Annotated in this window: 25 protein-coding genes and 1 pseudogene; 14 read left to right on the top strand and 12 right to left on the bottom strand. The window is 71.4% G+C overall.

The features are described from left to right. Both CCN39_RS22765 and CCN39_RS22760 read left to right on the top strand, forming a co-directional pair. On the top strand, positions 1 to 632 hold a 632-nt coding region (locus CCN39_RS22765), incomplete at its 5' end, for a DUF2339 domain-containing protein (RefSeq protein WP_143264115.1). A gap of 65 nt (positions 633 to 697) precedes the next feature. Further along, positions 698 to 1087 (top strand): TIGR03667 family PPOX class F420-dependent oxidoreductase, encoded by a 390-nt coding sequence (locus tag CCN39_RS22760; RefSeq protein ID WP_086845105.1) that lies wholly within the window; start codon positions 698 to 700, stop codon positions 1085 to 1087. Here the strand turns inward: CCN39_RS22760 and CCN39_RS22755 are convergent, their stop codons facing one another. After that, on the bottom strand, positions 1088 to 1651 hold the full coding sequence (locus CCN39_RS22755) for a superoxide dismutase family protein (RefSeq protein ID WP_086845103.1): 564 nt from the start codon (positions 1649 to 1651) through the stop codon (positions 1088 to 1090). Positions 1652 to 1776: 125 nt separating this feature from the next. Between CCN39_RS22755 and CCN39_RS22750 the strand changes: the two genes are divergently transcribed. Further along, entirely contained in the window at positions 1777 to 2265 is a 489-nt protein-coding gene (locus CCN39_RS22750; protein WP_086845101.1) for a DUF6328 family protein, read from the top strand. On the opposite strand, the gene CCN39_RS22745 is transcribed toward CCN39_RS22750, so the two are convergent. Continuing rightward, complete coding sequence (locus CCN39_RS22745; protein ID WP_013230691.1) at positions 2241 to 2633, bottom strand: VOC family protein; 393 nt, start codon at positions 2631 to 2633, stop codon at positions 2241 to 2243. The two genes, CCN39_RS22750 and CCN39_RS22745, sit on opposite strands and share 25 nt — an antisense overlap. 79 nt (positions 2634 to 2712) lie before the next feature. Here CCN39_RS22745 and CCN39_RS22740 point away from each other — a divergent pair, with 79 nt between their 5' ends. Together CCN39_RS22740 and helR are read left to right on the top strand one after the other, a co-directional pair. Beyond that, positions 2713 to 4530: a laminin G domain-containing metallophosphoesterase family protein gene (locus CCN39_RS22740; protein WP_086845099.1), complete on the top strand. Its 1818-nt coding sequence runs from the start codon at positions 2713 to 2715 to the stop codon at positions 4528 to 4530. A 100-nt stretch (positions 4531 to 4630) separates the two neighbouring features. Next, the gene (helR, locus tag CCN39_RS22735) at positions 4631 to 6835 is read left to right on the top strand and encodes an RNA polymerase recycling motor ATPase HelR (RefSeq protein ID WP_086845097.1); all 2205 of its coding nucleotides are present in this window, start codon (positions 4631 to 4633) and stop codon (positions 6833 to 6835) included. A gap of 43 nt (positions 6836 to 6878) precedes the next feature. Here helR and CCN39_RS22730 read toward each other — a convergent pair whose 3' ends face one another. Further along, the gene (locus CCN39_RS22730) at positions 6879 to 7355 is read right to left on the bottom strand and encodes an Lrp/AsnC family transcriptional regulator (protein ID WP_086845095.1); all 477 of its coding nucleotides are present in this window, start codon (positions 7353 to 7355) and stop codon (positions 6879 to 6881) included. Between the two features lie 264 nt (positions 7356 to 7619). Between CCN39_RS22730 and CCN39_RS22725 the strand changes: the two genes are divergently transcribed. Next, positions 7620 to 9170 (top strand): APC family permease, encoded by a 1551-nt coding sequence (locus CCN39_RS22725; RefSeq protein ID WP_086845093.1) that lies wholly within the window; start codon positions 7620 to 7622, stop codon positions 9168 to 9170. On the opposite strand, the gene lysA is transcribed toward CCN39_RS22725, so the two are convergent. From lysA to CCN39_RS22700, 5 genes are all read right to left on the bottom strand, one after another. Next, a complete protein-coding gene (gene lysA / locus CCN39_RS22720) occupies positions 9148 to 10491 on the bottom strand; it encodes a diaminopimelate decarboxylase (RefSeq protein ID WP_086845091.1) in 1344 nt (447 codons plus the stop codon). The two genes, CCN39_RS22725 and lysA, sit on opposite strands and share 23 nt — an antisense overlap. 258 nt (positions 10492 to 10749) lie before the next feature. Then, on the bottom strand, positions 10750 to 10935 hold the full coding sequence (locus CCN39_RS22715) for an RGCVC family protein (protein ID WP_086845089.1): 186 nt from the start codon (positions 10933 to 10935) through the stop codon (positions 10750 to 10752). Beyond that, complete coding sequence (locus tag CCN39_RS22710; RefSeq protein WP_086845087.1) at positions 10932 to 11936, bottom strand: fatty acid desaturase family protein; 1005 nt, start codon at positions 11934 to 11936, stop codon at positions 10932 to 10934. Before CCN39_RS22710 ends, CCN39_RS22715 begins: the two co-directional genes overlap by 4 nt. Positions 11937 to 12433: 497 nt before the next feature. Then, positions 12434 to 13339, bottom strand: coding sequence for a dihydrodipicolinate synthase family protein (locus tag CCN39_RS22705; protein ID WP_086845086.1), 906 nt, complete (start codon positions 13337 to 13339; stop codon positions 12434 to 12436). After that, on the bottom strand, positions 13336 to 14040 hold the full coding sequence (locus CCN39_RS22700; protein ID WP_086845084.1) for a GntR family transcriptional regulator: 705 nt from the start codon (positions 14038 to 14040) through the stop codon (positions 13336 to 13338). The genes CCN39_RS22705 and CCN39_RS22700 overlap by 4 nt, the downstream gene beginning before the upstream one ends. 95 nt (positions 14041 to 14135) lie before the next feature. On the opposite strand from CCN39_RS22700, the gene CCN39_RS22695 reads away from it, so the two are divergent. The 5 genes from CCN39_RS22695 (at position 14136) to CCN39_RS22675 (ending at position 19024) form a co-directional block, all read left to right on the top strand. Next, complete coding sequence (locus tag CCN39_RS22695) at positions 14136 to 15329, top strand: extracellular solute-binding protein (protein ID WP_086845082.1); 1194 nt, start codon at positions 14136 to 14138, stop codon at positions 15327 to 15329. Continuing rightward, entirely contained in the window at positions 15326 to 16369 is a 1044-nt protein-coding gene (locus tag CCN39_RS22690; protein WP_086845080.1) for an ABC transporter ATP-binding protein, read from the top strand. Before CCN39_RS22695 ends, CCN39_RS22690 begins: the two co-directional genes overlap by 4 nt. Then, complete coding sequence (locus tag CCN39_RS22685) at positions 16366 to 17259, top strand: ABC transporter permease (protein WP_013230680.1); 894 nt, start codon at positions 16366 to 16368, stop codon at positions 17257 to 17259. The genes CCN39_RS22690 and CCN39_RS22685 overlap by 4 nt, the downstream gene beginning before the upstream one ends. Then, on the top strand, positions 17256 to 18083 hold the full coding sequence (locus CCN39_RS22680; protein WP_086845078.1) for an ABC transporter permease: 828 nt from the start codon (positions 17256 to 17258) through the stop codon (positions 18081 to 18083). Before CCN39_RS22685 ends, CCN39_RS22680 begins: the two co-directional genes overlap by 4 nt. 107 nt (positions 18084 to 18190) lie before the next feature. Continuing rightward, positions 18191 to 19024, top strand: a complete 834-nt coding sequence (locus CCN39_RS22675; protein WP_086845076.1) for a MerR family transcriptional regulator — start codon at positions 18191 to 18193, stop codon at positions 19022 to 19024. A gap of 111 nt (positions 19025 to 19135) precedes the next feature. On the opposite strand, the gene thrS is transcribed toward CCN39_RS22675, so the two are convergent. The 3 genes from thrS to CCN39_RS22660 form a co-directional block, all read right to left on the bottom strand. Next, a complete protein-coding gene (gene thrS, locus CCN39_RS22670; RefSeq protein ID WP_086845074.1) occupies positions 19136 to 20308 on the bottom strand; it encodes a threonine--tRNA ligase in 1173 nt (390 codons plus the stop codon). Between the two features lie 153 nt (positions 20309 to 20461). Next, positions 20462 to 21094, bottom strand: a complete 633-nt coding sequence (locus CCN39_RS22665) for a dihydrofolate reductase family protein (protein WP_086845072.1) — start codon at positions 21092 to 21094, stop codon at positions 20462 to 20464. Between the two features lie 78 nt (positions 21095 to 21172). Continuing rightward, positions 21173 to 21640: a heme-degrading domain-containing protein gene (locus CCN39_RS22660; RefSeq protein ID WP_086845070.1), complete on the bottom strand. Its 468-nt coding sequence runs from the start codon at positions 21638 to 21640 to the stop codon at positions 21173 to 21175. An 85-nt stretch (positions 21641 to 21725) separates the two neighbouring features. On the opposite strand from CCN39_RS22660, the gene CCN39_RS22655 reads away from it, so the two are divergent. Next, positions 21726 to 23675 (top strand): phosphocholine-specific phospholipase C, encoded by a 1950-nt coding sequence (locus CCN39_RS22655; RefSeq protein ID WP_086845068.1) that lies wholly within the window; start codon positions 21726 to 21728, stop codon positions 23673 to 23675. Here CCN39_RS22655 and CCN39_RS22650 read toward each other — a convergent pair. Then, positions 23672 to 24901, bottom strand: a complete 1230-nt coding sequence (locus tag CCN39_RS22650) for a M20 metallopeptidase family protein (RefSeq protein ID WP_086845066.1) — start codon at positions 24899 to 24901, stop codon at positions 23672 to 23674. The two genes, CCN39_RS22655 and CCN39_RS22650, sit on opposite strands and share 4 nt — an antisense overlap. A gap of 77 nt (positions 24902 to 24978) precedes the next feature. Here CCN39_RS22650 and CCN39_RS22645 point away from each other — a divergent pair, with 77 nt between their 5' ends. Beyond that, positions 24979 to 25461 (top strand): tRNA adenosine deaminase-associated protein, encoded by a 483-nt coding sequence (locus tag CCN39_RS22645; RefSeq protein ID WP_199198884.1) that lies wholly within the window; start codon positions 24979 to 24981, stop codon positions 25459 to 25461. Then, positions 25458 to 25592, top strand: a pseudogene (locus CCN39_RS51855) (nucleoside deaminase); the annotation flags it as partial. The gene CCN39_RS22645 and the pseudogene CCN39_RS51855, both read left to right, overlap by 4 nt.

Raw genomic sequence — 25592 nt, 5'->3', positions numbered from 1 at the left:
GCCCGGCCCGCGCCGGGGTGCTGCTCGGCGAGGCGCTGCTGCTGGTCGTGGCCGCGGTGGGCGGCCGCAACCGGGGCGCGCTGGCCGCCGCGCTCGGGTTCGCGGCCATCGGCGGCCTGCTCGGCGTGATCTTCGATGTCACGCCCGTGCTGCTGATCGTCCCCCGCGCCCACCCGGTCGCCGAGCTGACCGGGGCGCTCGTGGTCGCCGCGCTGATCCTCGCCGTGTCGGTGGCGCTGCCGTGGGCCGCCGCGCGCCTGGCGGTGTTCCGCGGCCCGGCCGAAGACCTGCCGATCTGGCTGCTCGCCGGGGTTTCGGCGCTGTACGGCGCCGCCGGGGTCGTGCTGTGCGGCGCGCTGCTGGCGGTTCCCGGGCGGACCGGGTTCCTCCTCGGCCACGCGCTGATCACGGTGTCCTGGACGATCGCCGCGCTGGTCCTTCTCCTGCGCGGGATCGACGTCGTCGCGCTGCGGGTCACCGGGTTGATCCTGGTCGGCGCCGCGGTGCTCAAGCTGGTGCTGTTCGACCTGTCGGCGCTGGACGGGCTGGCCAGGGTCGGCGCGTTCCTCGGCGCGGGCCTGGTGCTGCTGGCGGCCGGGACGCGGTACGCGCGGCGGGTCGCGTCGCGCTAGCGGGGAAGAATTGTCGGTGCCCCGTGGTTACCTGGATCACAGACCGACGACCAGGGGGCACCGACATGGCACAACCGAACCTCGCCGACCGGGCGGGCGAATCGATCGCCTGGCTGACCACGGTCACGCCGAAGGGGCGGCCCGCCCCGCGGCCCGTGTGGTTCGTCCTCGACGGCGGAGACATCGTGGTGTTCAGCGAGCCGGGCACCGCGAAGCTCCGGCACATCGAGGCGAACCCCGACGTGAGCTTCCACCTCAACAGCGACGAGCACGGCGGCTCGATCCTCGTGGTGAACGGGAAAGCGCACGTCGAAGCGGGCAAGGCCTCCGAGGCGCCGGGGTACCTCGACAAGTACGGCTCCCACTACGCGGCGATCGGCCTGACCGCGGACGAGTTCGACGCCAAGTACTCCGTCCGCATCCGCGTGGTGCCCGAGCGCTCCTGGGGGTTCTGACTAGAAATCGACGTTCAGGCAGGCCAGCCGGGCGCCGGCCGTGCCCGCGTGGCCGGGATCGGTGTGCGTGTGGGTTTCGTGGACGACAACGGACTTCGCGCGCCGGCCGGCGAACGTCCAGTCCACTGTGGACCGGGCGAAGCCGGTGCCGGCCCGGTCGGTGGTGAAGTCGAGCCAGATCTCGTTGCGGGGGTTGGCGTAGGCGGGGGCGACCGACGGCTTCACCGGGTCCGGCACGTGCTGGAAGTGCGGCCCGGCGGTGTCGCCGGTGGCGCCGCACGGCTGGGTGTGCGCGTGGGCGCCGTAGGCCCGGCCCGGCCGCAGCCCGGTGACGAAGAGCAGCGTGGTGGTGCCGGCGGCCGCGGCCGAAACGCTGAACACGTGCGCCCGGGCACCGGCCGGGACGAGGTCGGGGCGGTACGTCACCGCGGAGGCGCCGGGGGCGTTCGCGGTGAAGGTGCCGTTCGCGGTCGTGAACCGCGCCGGTGGCGGCGACGCGGCGGCGGCGCCGGGAGCGAGCACGGCGATGGCGGCCGCGGCGGCGAAGGCGGGAAGAAGACGCATTTCCCCTCCTTAACCAGTCGCCCGGGACGCCGCCATGATCATCACTCGGAAGTGTGACCGATATGGTGGAAAAGTCACGAATTTCCCAACCGGTGGGGCGTCCTGAGTCCGGTTATGGTCGTCTCGTGCCCGAACACACCGGCGAAACCCGCAACGAGCAGCTCACGCGCAACGTCGGCGAGCTCCTGCAAGAACTGCGCGTCGCGCAGGCCGGCGTGCAGATCCTCTTCGGCTTCCTGCTGTCGGTCGTGTTCACCGACCGGTTCCACGACGCCAGCGGGTTCGAGAAGTCGCTGCACCTGTCCGCGGTGGCGCTCGCGGTGGCGGCCACGGCCCTGCTGACCGCGCCCGCGGCGTGGCACCGGCTGCTGTTCCGCACGGGCAGCCGGGAACGGATCCTGACCGTCGGCAACCGGCTCGTGCTGGTCGGGCTGGTCTGCCTGGCGCTGGCGATCACGTCGACCGTCGCGCTGATCGCCAAGGTCGTCTACGGCTGGATCGCCATGGTGATCCTGGGCGTGCTGTGCGTGCTGATCTTCGGCATCCTCTGGTTCGTCATGCCGATCCGGATGCACCCGGGCAACGGCGATCAGCCGACGGGCCCGCCCAAGTAGAGCGTGTCCTCCTGGACGAAGCAGAGCGGGTTGCCGAACGGGTCGTCGGCGTAGAAGGAGCGCTCGCCCCAGAACTGCGTCTCGATGGCGTCGTCGGCCCAGCGCGGCCCGGCGGCGCGCACCCGCTCGAAGGTCTCCTCGACGTCCTCGACCGCGAGGTAGACGATCCGCGGGTCCCGCTGCGGGCGTGGCTCCCGGTGTTCGAGCGGCGCCTCGACGCAGGCCAGCACCACGCCGCCGCAGGTGAAGTAGTGCCGGTTGACCGCGATCCGCTCGCCGGGGTCGCCGAAGACGGCCGCGTAGAACGCGACGGCGACCTCGATGTCGTCGACGGGCTGGATCAACCGGAACACCCGCGGGCCGCTCATGCGGGCACAGTACCGCTGTTCATCCCGTGTTCGGCAGCAGTTGCCGAGGTGGTCGGAAGCCGCCCGTAGCTTCCCGCCCGTGACTGACACTTCTCGCCGGACCTTCCTCCTCGGCGCCCCGGCCGTCGCCGCCGCGGCGACCCTGCCGAACGTCCTCGGCGCGCCCGCCGCCCAAGCCGCCGGCCGGCACCGCCCGGACACCGAAGACCCGCGCTTCACGCTCGTGGTCATGCCGGACACGCAGTACCTGTTCGACGAGGACCGCGGCGACGCGGCCCCGCTGGACGCCTCGCTGCGGTACGTCCTCGAAGAGCGGGACGACAACGTTGTCTTCCTTGCCCACCTCGGCGATCTCACCCAGAACGGCCGGGCGGACGAGTTCGCCCGCATCAGCCGGTCGTTCCAGGCGCTCGACCGCTGCCGGTTCCCGTACAGCACCCTCGCGGGCAACCACGACATCGACGGCTCGAAGGACGACCAGCGCGGCCCCTCGCCGTACCTCGACGCGTTCGGCCCGCAGCGCCAGCGCAACTCGCCGACCTTCAAGGGTGCGTCCAAGGACGGCTACAACACCTTCCACATCTTCCGCGGCGGCGGCCGCGAGTGGCTGCTGCTCGCCCTCGACTGGCGGCCGTCGGCCGGCGGCCTGAACTGGGCCAAGCAGGTGCTCGCGCAGCACCCGACGCTGCCGGCCATCCTCACCATCCACGAGCTGGTCTGGGCCGACGACGACCACCAGGCCCAGTTCTCCACGTTCGGCGAACTCGTCTGGAAGGAGCTCGTCCAGGGCAACGACCAGATCTTCCTCACGCTCAACGGCCACTACTGGCCGACCGGGCGGACCGTCCGGAAGAACGCCGCCGGCCACGACGTGCACGTCCACCTCGCCAACTACCAGGACCGCTACTACGGCGGCAGCGCGATGGTCCGGCTCTACCGGTTCGACCTCGCCCGCGGCGTGATCGACGTCCGGACGTTCTCGCCGTGGCTCGCCGCGCAGGACCACCTGAGCGAAATGCAGCGGCAGGAGGTCGAGCGCAGCGGCGCGGCCGACTACTTCAGCCTGGAGATCGACTTCGCCGAGCGCTTCAAGGGCTTCGCGCCGGTGCCGGTCCCGCCCGCGCGGCCGGCGAAGCAGCTGCTGGTGCCCGGAACCGTCGCGTACTGGCGCTTCGAAGGCGGCCAGGACGGCAAGGCGGTGCCGGACGACGTCGTCGTGCGCGACCAGACCGGCCGCGGCAACGACCTCACGCGCGTCACCGCGCCCGGTAGCGGCCCGGACGCGCTGAAGTATTCGAACGAGTTCTCGCCGCGGCAGCCGTCGCGGGCGAGCCTCCGGTTCGACGGCAGCCGTGACCCGAGCCGCGGCGCCTACCTGCGCACGGTCGACACGGCGCTGATCAACGAGCTCCAGTTCGAACGCGGGTACACCGTCGAAGCGTTCTTCCGGCTGCCCGCGAACTTCAAGGACGGTCACCACGGCTGGTGCGGCCTGTTCGCCCGGCAGGGCAGCGGCGCGGCCGCGGGCAAGACCGGCGACGACCCGCAGGAGTCGGCGGCCACGCTGTCCCTTTCGGACGGTGGCGAGCTGCAGTGGGCGGTGTACCCGCTGAACCAGAACCGGACGTCGACGAACTGGGGGCACGAGCTGCCGGTGGAGAAGTGGTGGCACGTCGCCGTGGTCAACGACGGCCGGCGCACGACGATGTACGTCGACGGCTGCCCGGTGGTCCGGAACCCGGCCACACCCGCGGTCGGGCTCGCCGATCCGGGCGGTTCGTGGCTGGTCGGCGCGTCGTCCTACGGCGGGAAGGTCGACCGCAGTTTCGCGGGGCTGCTCGGTGACGTGCGGGTGGTGGACCGGCCGCTGAACCCGCGTGAATTCATGCTGAGCTGAAGCCCTTGACAGCGGGTGGACAATAAAAAATCGGCGTGCTCTTCGAAACAACAGAAGAACTTGCCGAACCTGATAAGAGTCTAACCGCTGTGAGGGGAACTTGTCAAACCAGGGGTACGACGAGGAATTGCGGGAAGAACGGGCCTACGTCGCCGCGCTGTACGAGCGGCTCGACCGCGAGCGCGCGGCGGCGCAGGCCCGCTACCACGGCGCGCTCGGGCAAACCGAGGTGTCGCCGGGGGAACGGGAGGACGACGTCCGGTGCCGGTCGCGGGAGGCGGCCCGGCTCGACGTCGCCGACAACGGCCTGTGCTTCGGCCGGTTGGACGCCCTTTCGGGCGAAACCAGCTACATCGGCCGGCTCGGGTTGTTCGACGCGGAAAACGACTACGAACCGTTCCTGCTGGATTGGCGGGCGCCGGCGGCGCGGCCGTTCTACGTCGCCACGGCGGCGCGGCCGGAAAACATGCGCCGCCGCCGTCAGTTCCACACGATGGGGCGCCGGGTCCTCGAATTCACCGACGAGGTCCTGGGCCGTCCCGGAGACACCGAACGCGGGGACGCGGCCCTGCTCGCGGCCGTCAACGCTCCCCGCGGCGAGGGCATGCGGGACATCGTCGCGACGATCCAGGCGGAGCAGGACGAGATCATCCGGCTGGACCACGCGGGCGTGCTGGTGGTCGAAGGCGGTCCCGGCACCGGCAAGACGGCCGTCGCCCTGCACCGGGTGGCGTACCTGCTCTACACCCGGCGCGAGCGGATGTCCCGCAGCGGCGTGCTCGTGGTCGGGCCGAGCCCGCTGTTCCTCGACCACATCGGCCGCGTGCTGCCGTCGCTCGGCGAGTCGGACGTCGTCTTCCTGACCACCGGCGACCTGGTGCCCGGGCTGCGCGTCACGGCCGAGGACCGGCCGGAGGTGGCGCGGCTCAAGGGTTCGCTGACGATCCTCGAAGTGCTGGCGGCCGCCGTCGCCGACCGGCAGGAGGTGCCCGCCGAACCGGTGCCGGTGGACCTGGGCGACGTCACCGTGGAGCTCGACGCGGACCTCGTCACCGCGGCCCGGCTCGAGGCGTGCGGGTCGGGGCTGCCGCACAACGAAGCCCGCGCGGTCTTCCGTGAGCACGCCGTGTCGCTCGTGGCCGAGCGGGTCGTGGCGAAGATCGGCGAAGGCTGGCTGGCCGGGGAGGATCGCGGGTTGCGGGCGGATCTGCGCGCCGACGTCCTCGACGAGCTGGCGGAGCACGAAGCGCTCGGCGCCGCGCTCGACGCGCTGTGGCCGTACCTGACGCCGGAGATGCTGCTGGCGTCGCTGTACGCGTCTCCGCGCCGGCTCGAGGCCGCCGGGGCCGACCCGGCGCTGTTCCGCGCCGACGGCCCGGCCTGGACCGTGTCGGACGTGCCGCTGCTCGACGAGCTGACCGACCTGCTCGGCCGGGACGACACCGCCGAACGCGCCGCCGCGCGCCGTCGGGCGGAAGCGGAGGCCGAGTACGCCTCCGGCGTCATGGAACTCATGAAGCTGGACGCCGAGGAACTCGACGAGGACCTCCAGCTGGTCGCCGAGGACCTGCTCGACGCCGAAGACCTGGCCGGGCGGTTCGTCGAGCGCGACCCGCGCGACCTCGCCGAGCGGGCGGCCGCGGATCGTGACTGGACGTACGGGCACGTCGTCGTCGACGAGGCCCAGGAACTGTCCGAAATGGACTGGCGGGTGCTGATGCGGCGCTGCCCGAGCCGGTCGTTCACGATCGTCGGCGACCTCGCCCAGCGCCGCTCGGCGGCCGGGGCGACGGCGTGGGGCCCCGTGCTCACGCCGTACGTCGGCGACCGTTGGGTCTACCGCGAGCTGACCGTGAACTACCGGACCCCGGCGGAGATCATGGTCGTCGCGGGCGCGCTGCTGGCCCGGTTCGCCCCGGCCGCGCGACCGCCGGAATCGGTGCGCGCGTGCGGGGTCCGGCCGTGGTCCAGGCGAGTGGCGGACGACGAGCTCGCCGACGCCATCGGCGACTTCGCACGCGACGAGGCCGGCCGCGAAGGCACCAGCGTCGTGATCGGCCCGCCGGGGGTGCCGGGAACGATCCCGGCCGCGGCCGCCAAAGGACTGGAGTTCGACGCCGTGCTCGTCGTCGAACCGGAGCGGATCCTGGCCGCGGATCCGCGCGGCGCGGCTGAGCTCTACGTCGCGCTCACGCGCGCCACGCAGCGCCTCGGGGTGCTGCACCGGGATCCGCTCCCGGCGGCGCTGACCGGCCTCGCCGAGGCCGGGGTGCCCGTGCGGTCCGGGCACCGGCGGTTCCTGTAGCGAACGGGGGTGGCGGGCGGCGGTACCCGTCATCCCCGCACCGCTACGCCGTGAGCCGGCCCCAGGAGTAGTTCTGCTTGGCCAGCTTCAGGTAGACGAACAGCTCGGTCCCGGACACGCCCGGGATCTTCCGGATCTCTTCGCCCAGCACGTCGAGCATGTGGTCGTCGTCCCGGCAGACCAGCTCGGCCAGCAGGTCGTAACGCCCGGCGCACAGCACGACGTAGTGCACGTTCGTCAGCTCGGACAGCTTGTCCGCGACCTCGCGCGGATCGACTCCGTCCACGTTGATGCCGACCATGGCCTGGCGCGTCAGGTCCACGTTGGCGGGGTCGGTCACCGCGACGATCTGCATCAGGTCGTCGCGCAGCAGCCGCTGCACGCGCTGGCGGACCGCTCCCTCCGAAAGACCGACCGCTTTGGCGAGCGCGGTGAACGAGGCCCGGCCGTCCTTCTGGAGCAGGTCGATCAGCGATCTGTCCGTGTTGTCCAGCGCGCGCGCACGTGTTTCGTCACCCATGCCGTCCCTCCCTGTGTTTCGGCATGTGATTTGTCAAGTGCGCAGCGTATCGAGACCAGGCGAGAAAGCGAGCCCTCCGCGCCAGCTTCGCGCGATTCGACGTGCACGCCGCGCTCAGCCGAGGAATCGGTGGCCAGGAGCGAAATCGACGAGGCTTTCCGAGGCGGTTTTGTGCGCCCGCGCACAGCCGGAGGCGGCCGGCGGGCCGCGGCAGGTACCGTCTGGCGGCTCTCTCGTCCTAAGCAACCCCAGGAGGACCAACGCATGTCGGAGGCCGTGGCGCTCGGTGCCGCCCCCGCCGTTCCCGCGAAGGGACTGCGCGGCGGTGCGCTGGGCATGGTGTCGTCGATGGTCATCGGGATGTCGTCGACGGCGCCGGCGTACTCCATCGCGGCCACGCTCGGGCTGATCGTGCTGGCGGGCACCGGGTTCAAGGCGGCCGCGTTCGTGCTGCTCTCGTTCGTGCCGGTGCTGTTCGTCGCCTTCGCCTTCCGCGAGCTGAACGCCGCGGAACCCGACTGCGGCACCAACTTCACCTGGGCGGCCCGCGCGTTCGGCCCGCACGCCGGGTGGTTCACCGGCTGGATCGTGACGGCGGCGCAACTGCTGGTGATGAGCAGCCAGTCCGCGCTCACCGGCCGGTACACGCTGCTGCTGTTCGGCGCCTCCGACGCGGCGGACAACCGGTGGGTGACGACGGCGATCGGTGCCGCCTGGCTGCTGGCGCTGTGCTGGCTCTGCCACCGCGGGATCGAGGTGTCCGCGCGGGTGCAGTGGATCCTGCTCGGCGTGGAACTCGCCGTCCTGGTGCTCTTCTCGGCCGTCGCGCTGGTCCGCGTCTTCGAAGGCACGGCCGGGCCGCAGGCGTCGCTGCCGCGGCTGGACTGGCTGTGGCCGGGCGGAGTGCCGGCCGGAACCGCGGTTTCGGCGGTGCTGCTGGCCGTGTTCATCTACTGGGGCTGGGAAAGCTCGCTGTCGGTCAACGAGGAGTCCGCCGATCCGCGGCACGCGCCGGGGCGCGCGGCCGTGCTCTCGACGGTGTTGCTGGTGCTGAACTACCTGCTCGTGACGGTGGCCGCGCTGGCCTTCGCCGGGGTGGGCGCGGACGGGATCGGCCTGGCGAACGAGGCCGGCTCCGAGGACGTCCTGGCCGGCCTGGGCGGCGCGGTGTTCGGTGACGGCACCACCGGCAAGGTACTGGGCCTGCTGCTGATCGTCTCCGTGCTGACCAGCGGCGCGGCGACCAGCCAGGCGACGATCATGCCGGCGGCGCGCACGACGTTGTCGATGGCCAGCCACGGCGCCCTGCCGCGTGTCTTCGGGCGCGTGCACCCGAGGTTCCGGACGCCGACGGTGGCGACCTGGGCGTTCGGGCTGGTCTCGCTGGCCGTGTACGTCCTCCTGGCGTTGATCAGTGACAACGTGCTGGCGGACTCGGTCGACGCGGTGGGGCTGACCATCGCGATCGAGTACACGATGACGGCGCTGGCCTGTGTCTGGGTGTTCCGCCGGACGCTCTTCGCGAGCGTGCGCAACTTCGTGCTGCGCGGGCTGCTGCCGTTCACCGGCGGCGTGTTCTTCCTGGCGGTGCTGGGGTTCGCGCTGGTCGAGTACGCACGGCCGGACGCGGGCGAGACGACGGTGTTCGGCATCGGCGGCGTCGCGGTGATCGGCGTGGTGTCGATCGTGCTCGGGGTACCGCTGATGTTCGCGGTCCACCGCGCCTGCCGCGACTTCTTCGCCGGCCGCCGCCTGCCGCGCGGGTCCGTGCCGCGCGGCGGCGACAGCATCGTCAGCCCAGGTCGCGCCGGCTGAGGTCCTCCTCGGTTTCGCGGCGCACCAGCAGCGTCGCGACGCCGCCCCGGACGCCGACCAGCGGCGGGCGGCCGACCTGGTTGTAGTTCGAGGCCAGCGAGTGGTGGTAGGCGCCGGTGCACGGCACGGCCAGGAGGTCGCCGGCGTGGAGGTCGGCGGGCAGGGTGATGCCGTCGGCGAGGACGTCACCGGCTTCGCAGTGCCGGCCGACCACGGTCATCGGGACGCGCCGCGCCTTCGACCGCCGTCCCACCAGGCGCGTCGTGTAGCGGGCGCCGTAGAGGGAGGGCCGCGCGTTGTCGCTCATGCCGCCGTCGACCGCGACGAACGTGCGGCTGCCGCGCTTGACCGCGCACACGCGGTAGACCGTGATCCCGGCCGGCCCGACGAGCGCCCGGCCGGGCTCGATCGTCAGGCGGGGCAGGGGGAAGCCGTGCGCCGCGCATTCGTAGGCGAGGGCGACGCGCAGGCGCCGCGAGTAGCCGCCGAGATCGAACGCGGGCTCGCCGCCGACGTACGGCACGGCGTGCCCGCCGCCGAGGTCGAGCTCCCGAAGCGTGACGCCGTGGGTGTCGCGGATCCGGACGAGCACCTCGGCCATCCGCCGCGCGGCTGCCTCGTACCGGTCGATCCTGGTCACCTGGGAGCCGATGTGGCAGTGCAGGCCTTGGAGCCGCAACCCGGGTTGGGTCTTTATCGCCTCGACGGCGGCGTCGACGTTGTCGGGAACGCCGTCGAGGAGCGAGAAGCCGAACTTCTGGCCTTCGGCACCGGTGCTGATGGCGGCGTGCGCCCCGGCCGCGACGCCCGGCGTCACCCGGATCATGACCTGCTGAGCGCCGTGGGCGAGCGCGCCGAGCTGCTCGATCTCGTCGAGCGAGTCGACGACGATCCGCCGGACGCCGTAGCCGAGAGCGGCCTTCAGGTCCTCGGGCGTCTTCGCGTTGCCGTGCAACAGCATGCGTTCCGCAGGGAAGCCGACGGAGCGCGCAACGGCGATCTCACCGGCGGAGCAGGTATCGAGCGACAACCCCTCTTCGGCGACCCAGCGCAGTACGGCTCGCGTACAGAGGGCCTTGCTCGCGTACGCGACTTCGACGTCCGGCAGCGCTTCGCGGTACTCGCGCGCAGTGTCGCGGACCTGCTGTTCGTCGAGGAGGTAGGACGGCGTCCCGAAGCGGGCGGCGAGGTGGCTGACCCGGGCGCCGGCGAAGAGCAGCTCGCCGTCTTCGCCGAGTCGGGTGCTTCGCGGCCAGACTCCTGGCTCGAGGTGATCGGCGGCTTCGCAGCCGAGGCTGGGAAGAAGCTCGCTGAGCGTCACGGGTGCCTCCGGGCATCACGGCGGATCGGACCCCGCCAGGACACCGCCGCGGGCGGGGCCGGAGATCACCCGTGAATGCCGTCCTGACGGATTCGCCGCGCTCGCTGACGCGTTGTTAACGCGCGAGTAACTTCGGCCACAGCCGGGCTGACCTGCGGAGAGCGCTTGGTGTGCGGCCGAGAGGGGCTTGTGGTGGCCGGGCCGCGGTGCGGGAGCGTGGTGGGCGTGGCGCCGGATCCGTGGACCTCGCGGATCCGGTCAGGTCGCCTGGTGGTCCGCCGCCGAGCCGCACACGCAGCCGCGGTCGGCTGCCTGGCCGGCCGTTGTTGCGGCGCAGTAGCGGCGGGCGATCGCGTCGTGCGTGCCGAGCGGGTGGGGGCAGCTCGGGCACTGCGTGCCGCTGCGGGGGACTTCGGGCGCGCCGGGCGCCGGGGTGGCCGTCACGGTGTCACCTTCGCCGTGCGAAGGGGCTCACCGACCGCGTGGAGGTGCTGCAGCACGTACCCGTACGAGCGGGCCCAGCCGCACTCGGCGTACGAGATCTCGTGCCGGGCGCAGAAGTCGCGGACGATCGCCTGCGCGTGCTTGAGGTTCGGCCGCGGCATGCTCGGGAACAGGTGGTGCTCGATCTGGTAGTTCAGCCCGCCGAGGGCGAAGTCGGTCACCCGGCCGCCGCGGACGTTGCGCGAAGTCAGCACCTGCTTGCGCAGGAAGTCGAGCTTGTGCCCGGCCGCGAGCATTTCCATGCCCTTGTGGTTGGGCGCGAACGAGCAGCCCATGTACAGCCCCCACAGGAACTGGTGCACCAGGATGAAGATGATCCCGGTCAGCGGCGAGAGCACGATGAACACCGCGGCGAGGTAGGCCACCAGGTGCCCGATCAGCAGCGCGGACTCCAGCCGGTGCTTGCGGACGTCCCCGTGCCACACCGCCTTCACGCTCGAAACGTGCAGGTTGAGGCCTTCGAGCAGGAGCAGCGGGAAGAACAGGAACGCCTGGTACTTCGCCACCCAGCGCAGGAAACCGCGCTTCCGCGAGCTCTGCGCCTTGCTGAACGCGAGCGCGGCGATGTCGACGTCCGGGTCCTCGTCTTCGTGGTTGGGGTTGGCGTGGTGGCGCGCGTGCGTGCCGATCCACCAGCCGTAGCTCAGGCCGGTGAGTCCACCGTGGACGAGCCCGGTGGCGTCGTTCGCCTTGCGGCTTTGGAAGATCTGCTTGTGGCCGGCGTCGTGACCGATGAACGCCAGTTGCGCGAAGACCATCGCGAAGAACGCGGCGAGGAACAGCTGCCACCACGAGTCGCCCAAGAAGGCGAAGGCGACCCAGCCGCCCCCGAACGCCGCGAGGTTGAGCCCGATGCGCACGGCGTAGTAGCGGCGGCGCCGCTTCAGGAGCCCCGCTTCCTTGATGAGCCGGGACAGTTCGGCGAAGTCGCTGCCGGGCATCGCGGGAGTATCGGAAATTTGCGTGGAAGTCATCAACGCACCGCTCTGGCTAAGTCGTAAAGGCTTGTCCAGCAACGGTTTCCAGCCCTGACGGGGTCTGGGTCCGGTTCGGGAAAGGGCACTGGGGCCTGGTCGCGGTGGTACCGCGTCCTGTGCACAGCGTCCCACCCGGCGTCCTCCTTGGCAATTCCCCGCGAACCACCGAAGAGGTGTACAGTCGGCCACATCGGGATGACGGTGATCTACCCCACACCCGAGGCCTTCCGGCCGGTTCGCCCGGCCGGAGACAGGAGTCGAACCAGGGAACCCGTTCGTCAGCAGCCGTGCCGGTCGTTCGACCGGCGAGCAGCCGCCCGCAGTTGCACACAGCGACGCCCGGGGCGCCCAATCAGGCTGCTACAACGTGGTTCCCAGCCGGGAGACGCCTGTCATCGGGTGGCTCGTCGACGAGCCGGGGTTCGGCCTCACCGAGCCCCGACCCGCCGGCGAGCCGCCATTTACGAGAGCCCCCACGACGAAAGCAGCCCGGAGAGCTGCTCCCGCTCGGCCCCGGTGAGCAGCCGGCTCGGCGGCCGGACGTCGGGGCGGCACAGGCCGAGCTGGCCGAGCGCGTCCTTGACCACGCTGACGTTGTTGGCGTTCCCGTTGGCGGCCCGGAGTTCCTCGAACGGCCGGATCCGCTCCCAGACGGTCATCGCCGCCGGGTAGTCCTCTGTGGACAGTGCGTGGAACATTTCCAGCGAGATCGCCGGGTCGACGTTCACCAGACCGGACGTGAAACCGGTGGCGCCGACAGCGAAGTAGCCGGGTGCCGAGAGCTCCGCCAGGCCCGCGATCCACACGAACCGGCCGAAGCCCGCGTCGCGGGCGACCGAGCCGAAGCGCACCGGGTCCGGGACGGCGTACTTCACGCCGATGACGTTCGGCGCCACCTCGCCGAGCGCGCGCAACTGGTCGCCGGTGATCGCCGGGTTGCGGACGTAGAGCACGACGCCGAGTTCCGGTACCGCCGCGGCGATCGCCGCGTGGTAGTCGACCCAGCCGTCGCCGGAGATGTACGGGTGCACCGGCTGGTGGATCATGATCATGTCGGCGCCGGCTTCGCGCGCGTGCACCGCGGCCCGCGTCGCCGACGCGACGTCGTGACCGATCCCGGCGAGCACGCTCGCCCGGCCGGCCGTGGCCTCCACGGTGACCTCCAGGCACTGCCGCGCTTCGCCCGCGTCGAGCGCGTAGAACTCGCCGGTGTTGCCGTTCGGCGTCACGACCTCGATGCCACCGGTGATCAGCCGGTCCACCAGCTTCGCGTACGTCTGGCCGTCGACGGCGCCCTCGGCGTCGAACGGCGTGACCGGGATGGCCACCACCCCGGACAGCCGCCGCCTGTGCTCCTCGAACGTCATCGGGCCCCCTTCGGATCGCCGGTCTCGGTGGTGCGTTCGCCGGGCAGCCCGAAGGCGACCCGGTCGATGAAATCGGTGATGTGCTTGCGCAGCAGGTGTTCGGCCTGCCGGGCGTTACCGCTCTCGGCGGCGTTCAGGATCGCCCGGTGTTCGGCCGATTCGCCCTGCCAGGTGGGGCTGATGCCCCAGCCGGTGACGGTGATCAGCGCGGCCTGGTCCCGCAGCCCGTCGAGGACCTCGACCAGCAGCGGGTTCCCGCAGCCGGCGTAGAGCGCGCGGTGGAACAGCCGGTTGGCCAGGCTCGCCTTCGCCCGATCGCCGGCCGCCGCGCCGGTCTCGACCCCGGCCAGCACCTGCCGCGCTTCCTCGAAGTCCGCGCCCCGCTCGACGGCCCGCCGGACGGCCTCGGGCTCCAGCAGTGCGCGCAGGTCGTACACCGCGTACGCGCTCTCGGCGTCCATGACCCGGACCGCCGCCCCCTTGTACGTGCTCATCGTGACCAAACCGGAACCGGCCAGGATCCGGAGGGCCTCGCGCACCGGCGTCTTCGACACCCCGAGCAGGGCTCCGACCTCGGCTTCGACGAGCGTTTCGCCCGGCCCGAACTCCCCGCTCAAGATCGCTTCCTTGATCGCGTCACGCACGAAATCCGTCCGCGAGACGGGCGGCGGCGGCCTCCGGGCCGAAGAAGTGCTCGCCACTGGCATGTCCGATCTGATATACGATGCGACATACAACATTATCACGGACCAGGGGAGCAGCCATGCAGCGTTGCACCGGCTTCCGATTCCGACGAGTGTTGCTGGCGGTGAGCCTCGCCGCCGGTCTGGCGGCGTGCGGCGCGCCCGGAGGCGACGGCGGCCAGGCGGCAGATCCCCAGGCCGTGCCGGACAAGCCGAGCAAGCCGGTCGAGCTGAACATCCTCGACGTCGCGGGCAACCTGCAGCTGACCAAGCAGATGATCGAGAACTTCAAGGCCGCGCACCCGGAGGTGCTGGCGAAGGTCACCTATTCGACGGCGCCCGCGCCGAGCATGGCGGGCAAGCTCAAGGCCGAGCAGGACGGCGGCGTCGCCCAGACCCACCTGGTGCTCAGCGGCACCGACGGCCTCTCCGCCGGCATCGCGAACGGCACCCTGGCCAAGGTCCTGCCGGACTTCTCGAGCCGGTTCCCCAACCTGATGCAGAACTACCTCGAGCCCGCGGCGAAGATGCAGGAGCTGGCCAACGGCTACGGCATCGAGGTCGTCTACTACCCGTCGGGCCCGCTCCTGGAGTTCAACCCCGGCGCGGTGCCCGCCGCCCCGGCGTCGCCGCAGGATTTGCTCGACTGGGCGAAGGCGCACCCGGAGAAGTTCCAGTACGCCCAGCCGTCGAACTCCGGCCCGGGCCGGACGTTCCTGATGGGCCTGCCCTACCTGCTCGGTGACAAGGACCCGAAGGACCCGGACAAGGGCTGGGACAAGACCTGGGCGTTCCTGCAGGAGCTCGGCAAGTACGTGAAGTACTACCCGTCTGGCACCACGGAGACGATGAAGAACCTCGCGTCCGGCGCGGTGGACATGATCATGTCGACCACCGGCTGGGACATCAACCCGCGCAAGCTCGGCACCGTGCCCAACACGGTCAAGACGGCGATCATGCAGCCGATGCACTGGGTCACCGACGCCCAGTACGCCCTGATTCCCAAGGGGCTCTCGCCCGACCAGGAATCGGCGATCCTGCAGCTGGTGGCGTGGATGCTCAAGCCGGACCAGCAGGCGATCGCCTATGACGACGGGTACTTCTACCCCGGCCCCGCGGTCAAGGACGTCACCCTGCAGATGGCACCGCAGAAGAGCCAGGACACGCTCCGGCAGTTCGGGCGGCCGGAGTACGACCAGTGGATCGCGCAGTACCCCAAGGAGACCTCGCTGCCGGCCGAGCAGCAGGTCAAGGCGTTCGACAAGTGGAACCAGCTGGTCGGCGGCTCGAAGGTCGGCAAGAAGTGACGTTCGGGCAGCTGCGGCTGGACGGCGTCTCGCGCAGCTTCGGCACCGCGAACGCCCTGCGCGGCCTCGACCTCGCCATCGCCCGCGGCGAGTTCGTGGCCCTGCTCGGCCCGTCCGGCTGCGGCAAGTCGACGGCCCTGAACTGCCTGGCCGGCCTGCTGCCCCTGACGGCGGGCAGCATCTGGCTCGACGACACCCGCATCGACGGGCAGCCGCCGGAGCAGCGCGGGTTCGGGATGGTGTTCCAGAACTACGCGCTGTTCCCGCACATGTCCGTCCGCGCCAACGTCGGGTTCGGCCTCAAGATGCGCAAGGTCGGCCGCGCCGAGGCCCGGCGCAGGGTCGACGAAGCGCTCCGCCTGGTGCAGCTGACCGAGCACGCGGCGAAGTTCCCCGCGCAGCTCTCCGGCGGGCAGCAACAGCGCGTCGCCATCGCCCGCGCCGTCGTGCTGGAGCCACCGGTCGTCCTGATGGACGAGCCGCTGTCCAACCTGGACGCCAAGCTCCGGCTCGAGATGCGGATGGAGATCCGCCGCCTCCACCAGACGCTCGGCCTGACCACGGTGTACGTCACCCACGACCAGGAGGAGGCCCTGTCGCTGGCCGACCGCCTGGTCGTGCTGCGCGAGGGCGCTGTCCAGCAGATCGGCACGCCCGAGGAGGTGTACGCCCAGCCGGTGAACAGCTACGTCGCATCGTTCATGGGCTACCGCAACCTCCTCGACGTGACGGTGACCGCCACGGCGGCCTCGTCGGTGACCGTGGAGGGCGCGGGAGTCCGCCTCACCGGCCGCGGCTCGCTCACGGAGGGCCCGGCGAAGGTGGCGATCCGCCCGGAGGACTTCGTGGTCGGCGACGGCACGGAGAACGCCCTCGACGTCACGGTCGAGATCGTCGAGTACCACGGCCGCGAGCTGTCGGTCTCCGCCCGGCTGGCGACCGGCGTGCCGGTCTACTTCCGGACGGACAAGCGCCTCGCCCCCGGTGACACGGCGAAGATCGGTGTCCCGGCCGAGCGGGTCCTGGTGTTCGCGCCGTGACCGCCGTCGCGACTGCCCGCCCGGCGCTGCGGCACCGCCTCGCCGAACGCGGCATCGACCGCACCCTGCTGCTCCTGGTGCCCGGCCTGCTGGTGACTGCCTGCCTGTTCCTGTACCCCTTCCTCTACGGCCTCCAGCTGTCGTTCGCGCCGCGCAAGGGCGGCGTCTTCGCGAACTACGCGCGGTTCTTCGGCGACCCCTACCTGCGCAACACCATCTGGACGACGCTCGGCATCGCCCTCCCGGCCACCTTCATCAACGTGCTCGCCAGCATCCCGATCGCCTACGTGATGCGGGGCCGCGTCCGGGGCAAGCGCCTCCTGACGACGATCCTCGTCGTGCCGATCACGCTCGGCACGGTGCTCACCGCGCAGGGCCTGATCATGTACGGCGGGCCGGCGGGCTGGCTGAACAAGGTGCTCACCGTCCTCGGCGTCACCGACCAGCCGCTGCCCCTGATCCACAACTACACCGGCGTGCTGCTGTCGCTGGTGATCACCGGTTTCCCGTTCTCCTTCCTGCTGACGTTGTCCTACCTTTCGGGCATCGACCCCTCCCTGGAGAAGGCGGCCGCCACGCTCGGCGCGAACGGCGTCCAGCGCTTCCGGCGGATCACGCTGCCCCTGCTGGCACCCGGCCTGGCGATCACCTTCTGCCTTTCGTTCGTCATGGCGTTCTCGGTTTTCCCGAGCGCGCAGCTCGTCGGCGACCCCGCGAACGAGACCCGCGTCATCTCGATCGCCGCCTACCACGCCGCGTTCGAGGAGTACGACTACTCGATGGGCTCGGCCGTCGCGATGCTCATGGCGGTGGTCATGTTGATCGTGATCGGCCTGGTCATGGCGTGGCGCGGCACGCTGTACCGCGGAGCGACCGGAGGCAAGGGATGACCGGCTGGGTCGCGCGTCCCGGACGTTGGGTCGTCTGGACCGTCGTCGCGTTCTTCTTCGTCAACCTCGCGGGCTTGGTGCTCTCGGTGGTCGTCGACTCGTTCGGCACCCAGTGGTTCGGCACCTGGCTCCCGGACGGCTTCACCACCCACTGGTACGCCGACGCCTGGCGCGAGTTCGGCCTCTCGGACGTCCTCCTCACGACGGCGATCGTCGCGCTCGTGGTGATCGCCGTGTCGGTGGCTGTCGGCGTCCCGGCCGCCTACGCGCTGGCCCGCCGCTCGTTCCCCGGCAAGCGCCTGGTGATGCTGCTGTTCGTGCTGCCGATCCTGATCCCTCCCATCACGTACGGCATTCCGCTGGCCACCGTGCTGTACAAGTTCCACCTGGCCGGCACGATCACCGGCGTCATCCTGGCCAACCTGGTGCCTTCGGTGCCGTTCGTCGTGCTGACGATGACGCCGTTCATCGAGCAGATCGACCCGAAGATCGAGGCCGCGGCCCGCATGTCCGGCGCGCGGACCGTCTCGGTGTTCACCCGCATCCTCGGCCCGCTGCTGCTGCCGGGCATCCTGGCTGCGTCGATCCTGGTGCTGGTGCGCACGGTCGGCATGTTCGAGCTGACGTTCCTCACCGCCGGCCCGGACTCGACGACCCTCGTGGTGGCGCTCTACAACTCCGTGTTCGCCGCCGGCATCCGCGCCAACCAGTCCGTCGACGCCATGGCGACCATCTACACCGCGTCCATGCTCGTGCTCCTTCTCGTCGCGTTGCGGTTCGTGAACCCGACCCAGCTGGTGACCCGGATCCGGGAGGAAACCTGAGGTGGTGGTGTCTTCGACTTTACCGCGGGAAGTCGAACACCTGATCGACACGATCGGGCGAATTTGACCCTTGCGCCTCCCCCGAGGGGAGGTGCGACGCTGGCGGCATGCGCTATTCGATCGGCGACCTGGCCCGCCGGACCGGGTTGACGATCAAGGCCGTCCGCTTCTACTCCGACCACGGCCTCGTGCCGCCGTCCGGCCGCAACACCGCAGGTCACCGCCGGTACGACGACGCCGCGCTCGCCCGGCTCAGCCTTGTGCGCACGCTCCGCGAGCTCGGGCTCGGCCTCGCGGTGATCCGCCGGATCGTCGACGGCGAAACGACCGTCGCCGACATCGCGGCGAGGCATGCCGAGGCGTTGGAGACGGAGATCCGCGTGCTGCGCCTGCGGCAGGCGGTGTGGACGGCCGTCGCCACCCGCGGCTCGACCACCGAGGAGACGAAACTCGTGCACGAACTGGCCCGACTGTCCGAAATGGAGTGCATCGGCGACTTCCTCGCCGAGACGCTGGGCGACCGCCCGGAGCTCGCCGGGGTCGCTCGCACGCTGACTCCGGAACTGCCCGAGGACCCGAGTCCCGGCCAGCTCGACGCGTGGGCCGAGCTGGCCGCGCTGACCCGGGACGCCGGCTTCCGCGCTGCCCTGCGCCGGCTGGTGGACCAGCACGAAGGTGGGCTGCGCCGGGACCTGGCCGCCGCCGTTCGGGACGTTGTCGCGCCGGCGCTGGCGGCGGGGGTCGACCCGGGCTCGCCGGAGGCCGCGGCGATCGTCGACGGGCTTGGTCGCGAGCCCGCCGAGCTGCGGAAGTGGCTCGATGTGGTCCACGATCCGCGCCGGGAAAGGTATCTGGAGCTGCTCGCGGTGATCAACGGCTGGGCGGCGCCGGAGAGCCTGACGCCGGCGCTCGACTGGCTGACCGCGGCCGTGGCTTCCTGACGTTCGCGCTGGTGGTTGCTCGGCCTCCGCTGCGCGGGTTGGCTTCCGCTCCGCCGGCTGACCGCGACTATGGCCGCCTGACCTCCGCTGCTGGTTGACGGCCGACCGTGGCTACGGCCTCCTGGCCTCCGCCCCGATCCGCGCGAGCACCTCCTCCGCGGGCGCCGCATCGAACCGGCTCCCGTCACGCAACCGCACCGAAAGCTGCCCTGCCGCGACCTCCCGTGGCCCGATCACCGCCTGGAACGGCACCAGCCGACCGTCCCGGATCCGCGCGCCGAGGCTGCCCTCCGCCGCGATCTCCGCCCGTACCTCCCCACACCGCTCCAGGACCTCCCGCGCGTACGGCACCTCCGCCGCGGACACCGGCAGCAGCCGCAGCTGGACCGGCGCCAGCCAGGCCGGGAACGCGCCGCCGTGGACCTCGATCAGCTGGGCCACCGCGCGCTCGATGCTGCCGATGATGCTCCGGTGCACCAGCACCGGCCGGTGCTTCGCCCCGTCCGGGCCGACGTACTCGAGGCCGAACCGGGCGGGCTGGTGGAAGTCGACCTGGACGGTGGACAGGGTCGATTCGCGACCCGCGCCGTCGACCACCTGGACGTCGATCTTCGGGCCGTAGAACGCCGCCTCGCCCTCGCCTTCGTCGTACGGGACGCCGTCGAGGACCGCGCGGAGGATTTCCACCGCGCCGTCCCAGTCGCCCGGCACGTACTTCCCGCCGGGACCGGGCAGGGACAGCCGGTAGCGGGCCGGGCTGATGCCGAGTGCGTCGTACGCCCGCCGGATCAGGGCCAGCGCCGCGGCCGCCTCGGCTTCGACCTGGGCGGGGGTGCAGAACACGTGCGCGTCGTTGAGCTGGATCGCGCGCACCCGGCTCAGCCCGCCGAGCGCGCCGGACAGCTCGGCCCGGTACATCCCGCCGATCTCGGCCAGCCGCAGCGGCAGCTCGCGGTGGCTGCGGCCGCGCGAGCGGTAGATCAGCGCGTGGTGCGGGCACAGGCTCGGCCGCAGCACGAGCTGCTCGCCGCCGACGTCCATCGGCGGGTACATGTCTTCGCGGTAGTGCGACCAGTGCCCGGAGATCTCGTACAGCTCGCGTTTGCCCAGCACCGGCGAATGGACGTGCCGGTACCCCGCGCGCCGTTCGAGGGCGTGGACGTACTCCTCCAGGCTGTGGCGGACGATCGCGCCGTCGGGCAGCCAGTAGGGCAGGCCGGCGCCGATCAGCGGGTCGGTGCCGAACAGGCCGAGTTCGCGGCCGAGCTTGCGGTGGTCGTGCATCGTGGACTCCCTCGGGGACGGCGAGGCGGGAGACCACAAGACGAAGCCCGGGGCACCCGCCCCGGGCTCGAAACGTCGTTCAGCGCGCCGGGACACTCTCCGGCGTCGTCGTCAGTGCAGCGCGCTCCATGGGATCGACGGTAGCAGCCGCCGTCAATACTTTTGGTCCTCCGGCAGCCGGAACGTGTCGAACCGCGGTTTCCCGGCGGGACGCAGCACGAGCACGTTCACGCCCGCGGCGGTCTGCCGGGTTTCGACGTGCTCGAACGCCTTCGGCACCACGCCGTCCGGGAAGAGCCGGCGGCCCTTGCCCAGCACGACCGGGTACAGCCACAGCCGGTACTCGTCCACCAGGTCGTGCGCGATCAGCGTCTGCAGCAGGTCGCCGCTCCCGTGGACCTGGAGCTCGCCGTCCGTCCGGGACTTGAGGTCGCGGACGACCTCCACGACCTCACCGTCCACAATGGAGGTACCGGCCCATGACGGATCCGTCAGGGTCCGCGACGCGACGTACTTCGGCAGCGTGTTGAGCCGGGCGGCGACCGGGTCGCCGGGGTCGGTGACCTTCGGCCAGTGCGCGGCGAAGATCTCGTACGTCCGCCGTCCGAGCAGGAAGGCGCCCGCGCGGGAGAACCACTCCGCGACGAGCCGGGCCATGTCCTCCTCGTAGAACGGCTTCACCCAGCCGCCGAGGTCGAAGCCGCCGGAGGTGTCCTCTTCCTCGCCTCCGGGTGCCTGGTACACGCCGTCGAGGGTCAGGAACGTCGTCACGGTGAGTTTGCCCATGGTGTCTCCTTCGGGTGGGTCCTGCCTGACCCGTCGGACGGGGACACCCTCGGATCGACAAACCGGCCGGAGAATTTTTCAGGAGGCCAGGAACAGCTCCAGCTGCTCGACGACGAACGCGTGGTCCTCGGCCTGCGGGAGCCCCGACACACCCACCGTGCCGACCGGTCCGACCCCGCGCACCAGCACCGGGAAGACGCCGCCGTGGGCCGCGTAGCGGTCCAGGTCGAGGCGGGAGTGCTCCTCGAAGGAGCCGCCCTTCGCGCGGAACTGCGTCCCGATGAAGAAGGAGCTGTGCCCGTAGCGGTCGACGACGCGGCTCTTGCGGTCGATCCAGGCGTCGTTGTCGGCCGACGTCCCGGGCAGCGCGGCGTGGAAGAGCCGCTGGCCGTTGCGCCGGATCGAGATCGTCACCGGCAGCCCGCGGTCCCGGGCGGCCGTCAGCAGCTGCTGGCCGAGGGCGAGGGCGGTCTCGTTGTCGAACTTCGTGAACTGGAGGCGTTCCTCCTGCTCGGCGAGCTGGGCGAGGCGGTCGGCTTCGGTCATGGGGCTATTAAATCAACAGCGTTGTTTAATTGCCAGTGGTGAACTGGGAAACCACCGCGTCCGTACAACAGGCGAGGAGGTGGGTATGGGCCGGATCCGTCGCCGCACGGTGCTCGGCGGCGCCGCCGCGGCCACGGCAGCCGGTGCGCTGTCCGCGGCCTGCGCCCCCGCGCCCCGGAAAGGCACGATCGACGACGTCCGGCACGTGGTCGTCCTCATGCAGGAGAACCGGTCGTTCGACCACTACTACGGCACCATGGCCGGCGTCCGCGGCTTCGGCGACCGCGCGGCCCTGCGCGACGTCTTCCACCAGCGTGGCGACAAGGGCGGCCCGGTGCTGCCGTTCCGGATCGACACGTCCCTTGTGGATGGTCAGGACCTCGGCGAGCTGCCGCACGACTGGAACAGCACGCACCGCGCGTGGAACGGCGGCGGGTACGACCGCTGGGTCGCGGCGAAGAGCCCCATGACGATGGGGTACTTCACCCGGGACGACCTCCCGTTCCAGCACGCGCTGGCGAGCGCGTTCACGCTGTGCGACCACTACTTCTGCTCGATCCAGGGCCCGACGCACCCCAACCGGCTGTACCACTGGACCGGCACGATCGACCCGGACGGCGTCGCCGGCGGCCCCGCGACGCACAACGCGCCCGACTACGAACCCTCCTTCCGCTGGACGACGTACCCGGAACGGCTCGAGGCCGCGGGCGTCTCGTGGCGGATCTACGCGAACGACGAGGAGCGCGGCGTCCCCGAGCACTTCGTCGGCGACTACGGCGACAACCCGCTCTGGCTGTTCCAGAACTTCCACGACTCGCTGTACTCCATGGACCCGGTGAAGCGACGGCTGGCCGAACGCGGCAACCTGCGCAAGAAGCTCAAACCCGATTCGGGGAAGGGGAAGGACCTCGACCACGTGCTGGCCGAGTTCCTCGGCGACTGCGCGGCCGGGACGCTGCCCGCGGTGTCCTGGGTGGTGGCTCCGTACGGCTACTGCGAGCACCCGGCGGCGCGGCCGGTCGACGGTGCCGCGTACATCCAGCGCATGCTGAGGGCGTTGTGGGACAAGCCGGAGCTGTGGGAATCGACCGTCGTCTTCATCAACTACGACGAAAACGACGGCTTCTTCGACCACGTCGTCCCGCCGACGCCGCCGCCCGGCACCCCCGGCGAGTACCTGCCCGGCAACCGGCCCGAAAAGGGCGCGCCGTCCGGGCCGCCCGTCCCGATCGGGCTGGGCCCGCGCGTGCCGATGACCGTCGTCTCACCGTGGAGCCGCGGCGGCTGGGTGAACTCGCAGGTCTTCGACCACACGTCGGTGCTGCGGTTCCTGGAGACCTGGACCGGCGTGCGCGAGCCGAACATCTCGGCCTGGCGCCGGGCCATCTGCGGCGACCTGACCAGCTGTTTCGACTTCCGCGCGCCCGACACGACCATCCCGCTGCTGCCGGACGCGGACGCGTTGCGCGCCGAAGCCGACCGGACGCAGCGACGGCTCCCGAAGCCCGGGCTGGGCCCGGCCGCGCTGGTGCAGGACCCCGGCACGGCGAAGGCGCGCCCGCTGCCGTACCAGCCGGTCGCCTGGGTCACGGCCGAGGCGGGCGCCCTGAAGCTGCACCTCACCAACCACGGGACGCAGGCGCTGCAGCTGGCCGCGTACGCCTACCACGCGGGCGGGACGTCGCAACGCTTCGACGTCGGCCCCGGCGCCTCGACGACCGGCGAAGTCGCGCACGGCGGGAGGTACGACGTCGCCATCCACGGCCCGAACGGCTTCGTCGTCGAGGCCTCGGGCGGGCTCGGCCTCGATGCGGCCGTCACGTTCCTCGACACGCCAGCGCTGCGGGTCACGGTGACCAACGGCGGGCCGGCACCGGTCACGCTGAACGACGTCACCCTCCCGCCGGGTGGCACGCACGACTTCCCGGTGCCGGCGCGCAACGGCTGGTACGACGTCACGTTCGAGACGCCGGGGTGGCGCCGCCGCTTCGCCGGGCACCTGGAGGACGGCCGCCCGTCGCGGACCGGGCCCTAGCGGAGGGCGTCGAGCGCGAAGGCGGCGAGCATCGCGACGCCGTGGGGCATGGCGTCTTCGTCGAAGAGCACGCGGTTGGAGTGGTTCGCCGCCGCTTCGGCGGGGTCGACGCCGGGCGGGCACGCGCCGAGGAACGCGTACGCGCCGGGGACGCGTTGCAGGACGTAGGAAAAGTCCTCCGCGCCCATCAGCGGGTCGGCCAGCAGCTCGACGTTGTCCGGGCCCAGCACGGCCGCGCCGAGCTCCAGCACCTCGGCCGCGATCCGGTCGTCGTTCACCGTCACCGGGTAGCCCGGCTCGACGTCGGCGACCACACGGCAGCCGTAGGCCGCGCCGACCTGTTCGCACACCTTCGGCAGCTCGGCGCGGACCAGCGCGCGCGTCTGCTCGGACAGCGTGCGGATCGTGCCCTCGAGCTCGGCGGTCTCCGGGATGATGTTCGTCGTCGTGCCGGCCTGGATCCGGGTCACCGAGAGCACCGCGGGGTCGAACACGCTGACCCGGCGCGTGATCATCGTGTGCAGCGCCCCGACCATCGCCGCGGCGGCCGGCACCGGGTCGATCGTGTGCTGCGGCGCGGAGCCGTGGCCGCCCTTGCCGGTGACGCGCACGTGGAACGAGTCCGCCGACGCCATCAGCGGGCCGGGCCGCAGCTGCAGCAGCCCGCTGCGCGCGTTGGCCAGGATGTGCACGCCGAACGCGCGCTCGACCCGCGTCCCGGCCGCGTCGAGCACGCCTTCGTGGATCATGAACCGGGCGCCGTGGTGACCCTCCTCACCCGGCTGGAACATGAAGACGACCGAACCGGCCAGCTGGTCCCGGCGCTCCGCGAGCAGCCGCGCCGCCGAAGCCAGCATCGCGACGTGCGTGTCGTGCCCGCACGCGTGCATCGACTCCGGGTCCTCCGACGCGAAGTCGAGGCCGGTCTCCTCGGTCAGCGGCAGGGCGTCCATGTCGCCGCGCAGCAGCACGGCCGGACCGGGCCGCGCGCCGCGCAGGACGGCCGTCAGCGACGTCGTGGCCTTGCCTTCGGTGAGCTCGAGCGGCAGGCCGTCGAGGGCCTCCCGGATCGCCGCCTGCGTCCGCGGCAGGTGGAGGCCCTGTTCGGGGTGGCGGTGCACGGCTCGCCGGAGGGCGACCGTGCGGTCCTGCAGCGCCCGCGCGTCGTCGAGGAGCCCGGCGAACGGCGTGCCGGGCAAGGTGGGCAGGTCAGTGGGGCCGGTCATGGTCCCGATAGTGCCGCATGCGGCGCTTCGGGCGCACCGTGCGTGCGCCGGACCGACCGGCGGAATACGGTGTGCGCATGGCGGTGGAAGAGCCGGTCACGGGCTTCGCGGTGGCTGTGGTCCGGGAAGACGGTCGGTGGCGGTGCAGTGCGCTCGACCCTGGAGCGTTGACCGAACTGGACGCAGCGATCACTGAACTGGGCAAACTACGTTCCACCGGCGCGAGCTTCGGGCTGCTGGCGGTCGACGACGAGTTCTTCGTCATCGTCCGGCCGAGCCCCCGGGGGCCGTCGTTGCTGCTCTCGGACGCGGCGGCGGCGCTGGACTACGACATCGCGGCGGACGTCCTCGACGTCCTGCGCGTCGACCCGCCCGACGAGGAGGACGACTCCGTCTGGCCCGAGGGCGACCTGGAGATCCTGGCCGATCTCGGGCTGCCCGGGCCGGAGCTGGAGGTCATCGTCGGCGAGGTCGACCTGTACCCGGACGAGCAGCTGCAGATGGTCGCGCAGCGCTGCGGGTTCGGCAGCGAGTTCGCCAAGCTCCTGGACGAGCTCTGAGACGCCCGTCCGACACCGAGGCCGTGGAGGCCGCCCTGGAAGCGGCGCGGGCTCCCGGCGCGGACGTGCCGATCGGGGCGGTCGTGTTCGGTCCCGACGGCGTCCCGCTGGCCGCGGCCCGCAACGCGCGC

Origin of the sequence: Amycolatopsis kentuckyensis (genome assembly GCF_002155975.1) — a bacterium.
Classification (GTDB): Bacteria; Actinomycetota; Actinomycetes; order Mycobacteriales; family Pseudonocardiaceae; genus Amycolatopsis; species Amycolatopsis kentuckyensis.
This window is presented reverse-complemented; position numbering and strand designations above follow the sequence as displayed.

What these genes read in the sequence shown, in the direction of transcription:
- CCN39_RS22660 (WP_086845070.1), bottom strand. Translation starts at nt 21,640, where the DNA reads ATGACCGAAGCCGACCGCCTCGCCCAGCTCGCCGAGCAGGAGGAACGC.
- thrS (WP_086845074.1), bottom strand. Translation starts at nt 20,308, where the DNA reads ATGCACGACCACCGCAAGCTCGGCCGCGAACTCGGCCTGTTCGGCACC.
- CCN39_RS22730 (WP_086845095.1), bottom strand. Translation starts at nt 7,355, where the DNA reads ATGGGTGACGAAACACGTGCGCGCGCGCTGGACAACACGGACAGATCG.
- CCN39_RS22665 (WP_086845072.1), bottom strand. Translation starts at nt 21,094, where the DNA reads ATGGGCAAACTCACCGTGACGACGTTCCTGACCCTCGACGGCGTGTAC.
- CCN39_RS22680 (WP_086845078.1), top strand. Translation starts at nt 17,256, where the DNA reads ATGACCGGCTGGGTCGCGCGTCCCGGACGTTGGGTCGTCTGGACCGTC.
- CCN39_RS22745 (WP_013230691.1), bottom strand. Translation starts at nt 2,633, where the DNA reads ATGAGCGGCCCGCGGGTGTTCCGGTTGATCCAGCCCGTCGACGACATC.
- CCN39_RS22650 (WP_086845066.1), bottom strand. Translation starts at nt 24,901, where the DNA reads ATGACCGGCCCCACTGACCTGCCCACCTTGCCCGGCACGCCGTTCGCC.
- CCN39_RS22675 (WP_086845076.1), top strand. Translation starts at nt 18,191, where the DNA reads ATGCGCTATTCGATCGGCGACCTGGCCCGCCGGACCGGGTTGACGATC.
- CCN39_RS22705 (WP_086845086.1), bottom strand. Translation starts at nt 13,339, where the DNA reads ATGACGTTCGAGGAGCACAGGCGGCGGCTGTCCGGGGTGGTGGCCATC.
- CCN39_RS22755 (WP_086845103.1), bottom strand. Translation starts at nt 1,651, where the DNA reads ATGCGTCTTCTTCCCGCCTTCGCCGCCGCGGCCGCCATCGCCGTGCTC.
- CCN39_RS22645 (WP_199198884.1), top strand. Translation starts at nt 24,979, where the DNA reads ATGGCGGTGGAAGAGCCGGTCACGGGCTTCGCGGTGGCTGTGGTCCGG.
- CCN39_RS22655 (WP_086845068.1), top strand. Translation starts at nt 21,726, where the DNA reads ATGGGCCGGATCCGTCGCCGCACGGTGCTCGGCGGCGCCGCCGCGGCC.
- CCN39_RS22710 (WP_086845087.1), bottom strand. Translation starts at nt 11,936, where the DNA reads ATGCCCGGCAGCGACTTCGCCGAACTGTCCCGGCTCATCAAGGAAGCG.
- CCN39_RS22760 (WP_086845105.1), top strand. Translation starts at nt 698, where the DNA reads ATGGCACAACCGAACCTCGCCGACCGGGCGGGCGAATCGATCGCCTGG.
- CCN39_RS22725 (WP_086845093.1), top strand. Translation starts at nt 7,620, where the DNA reads ATGTCGGAGGCCGTGGCGCTCGGTGCCGCCCCCGCCGTTCCCGCGAAG.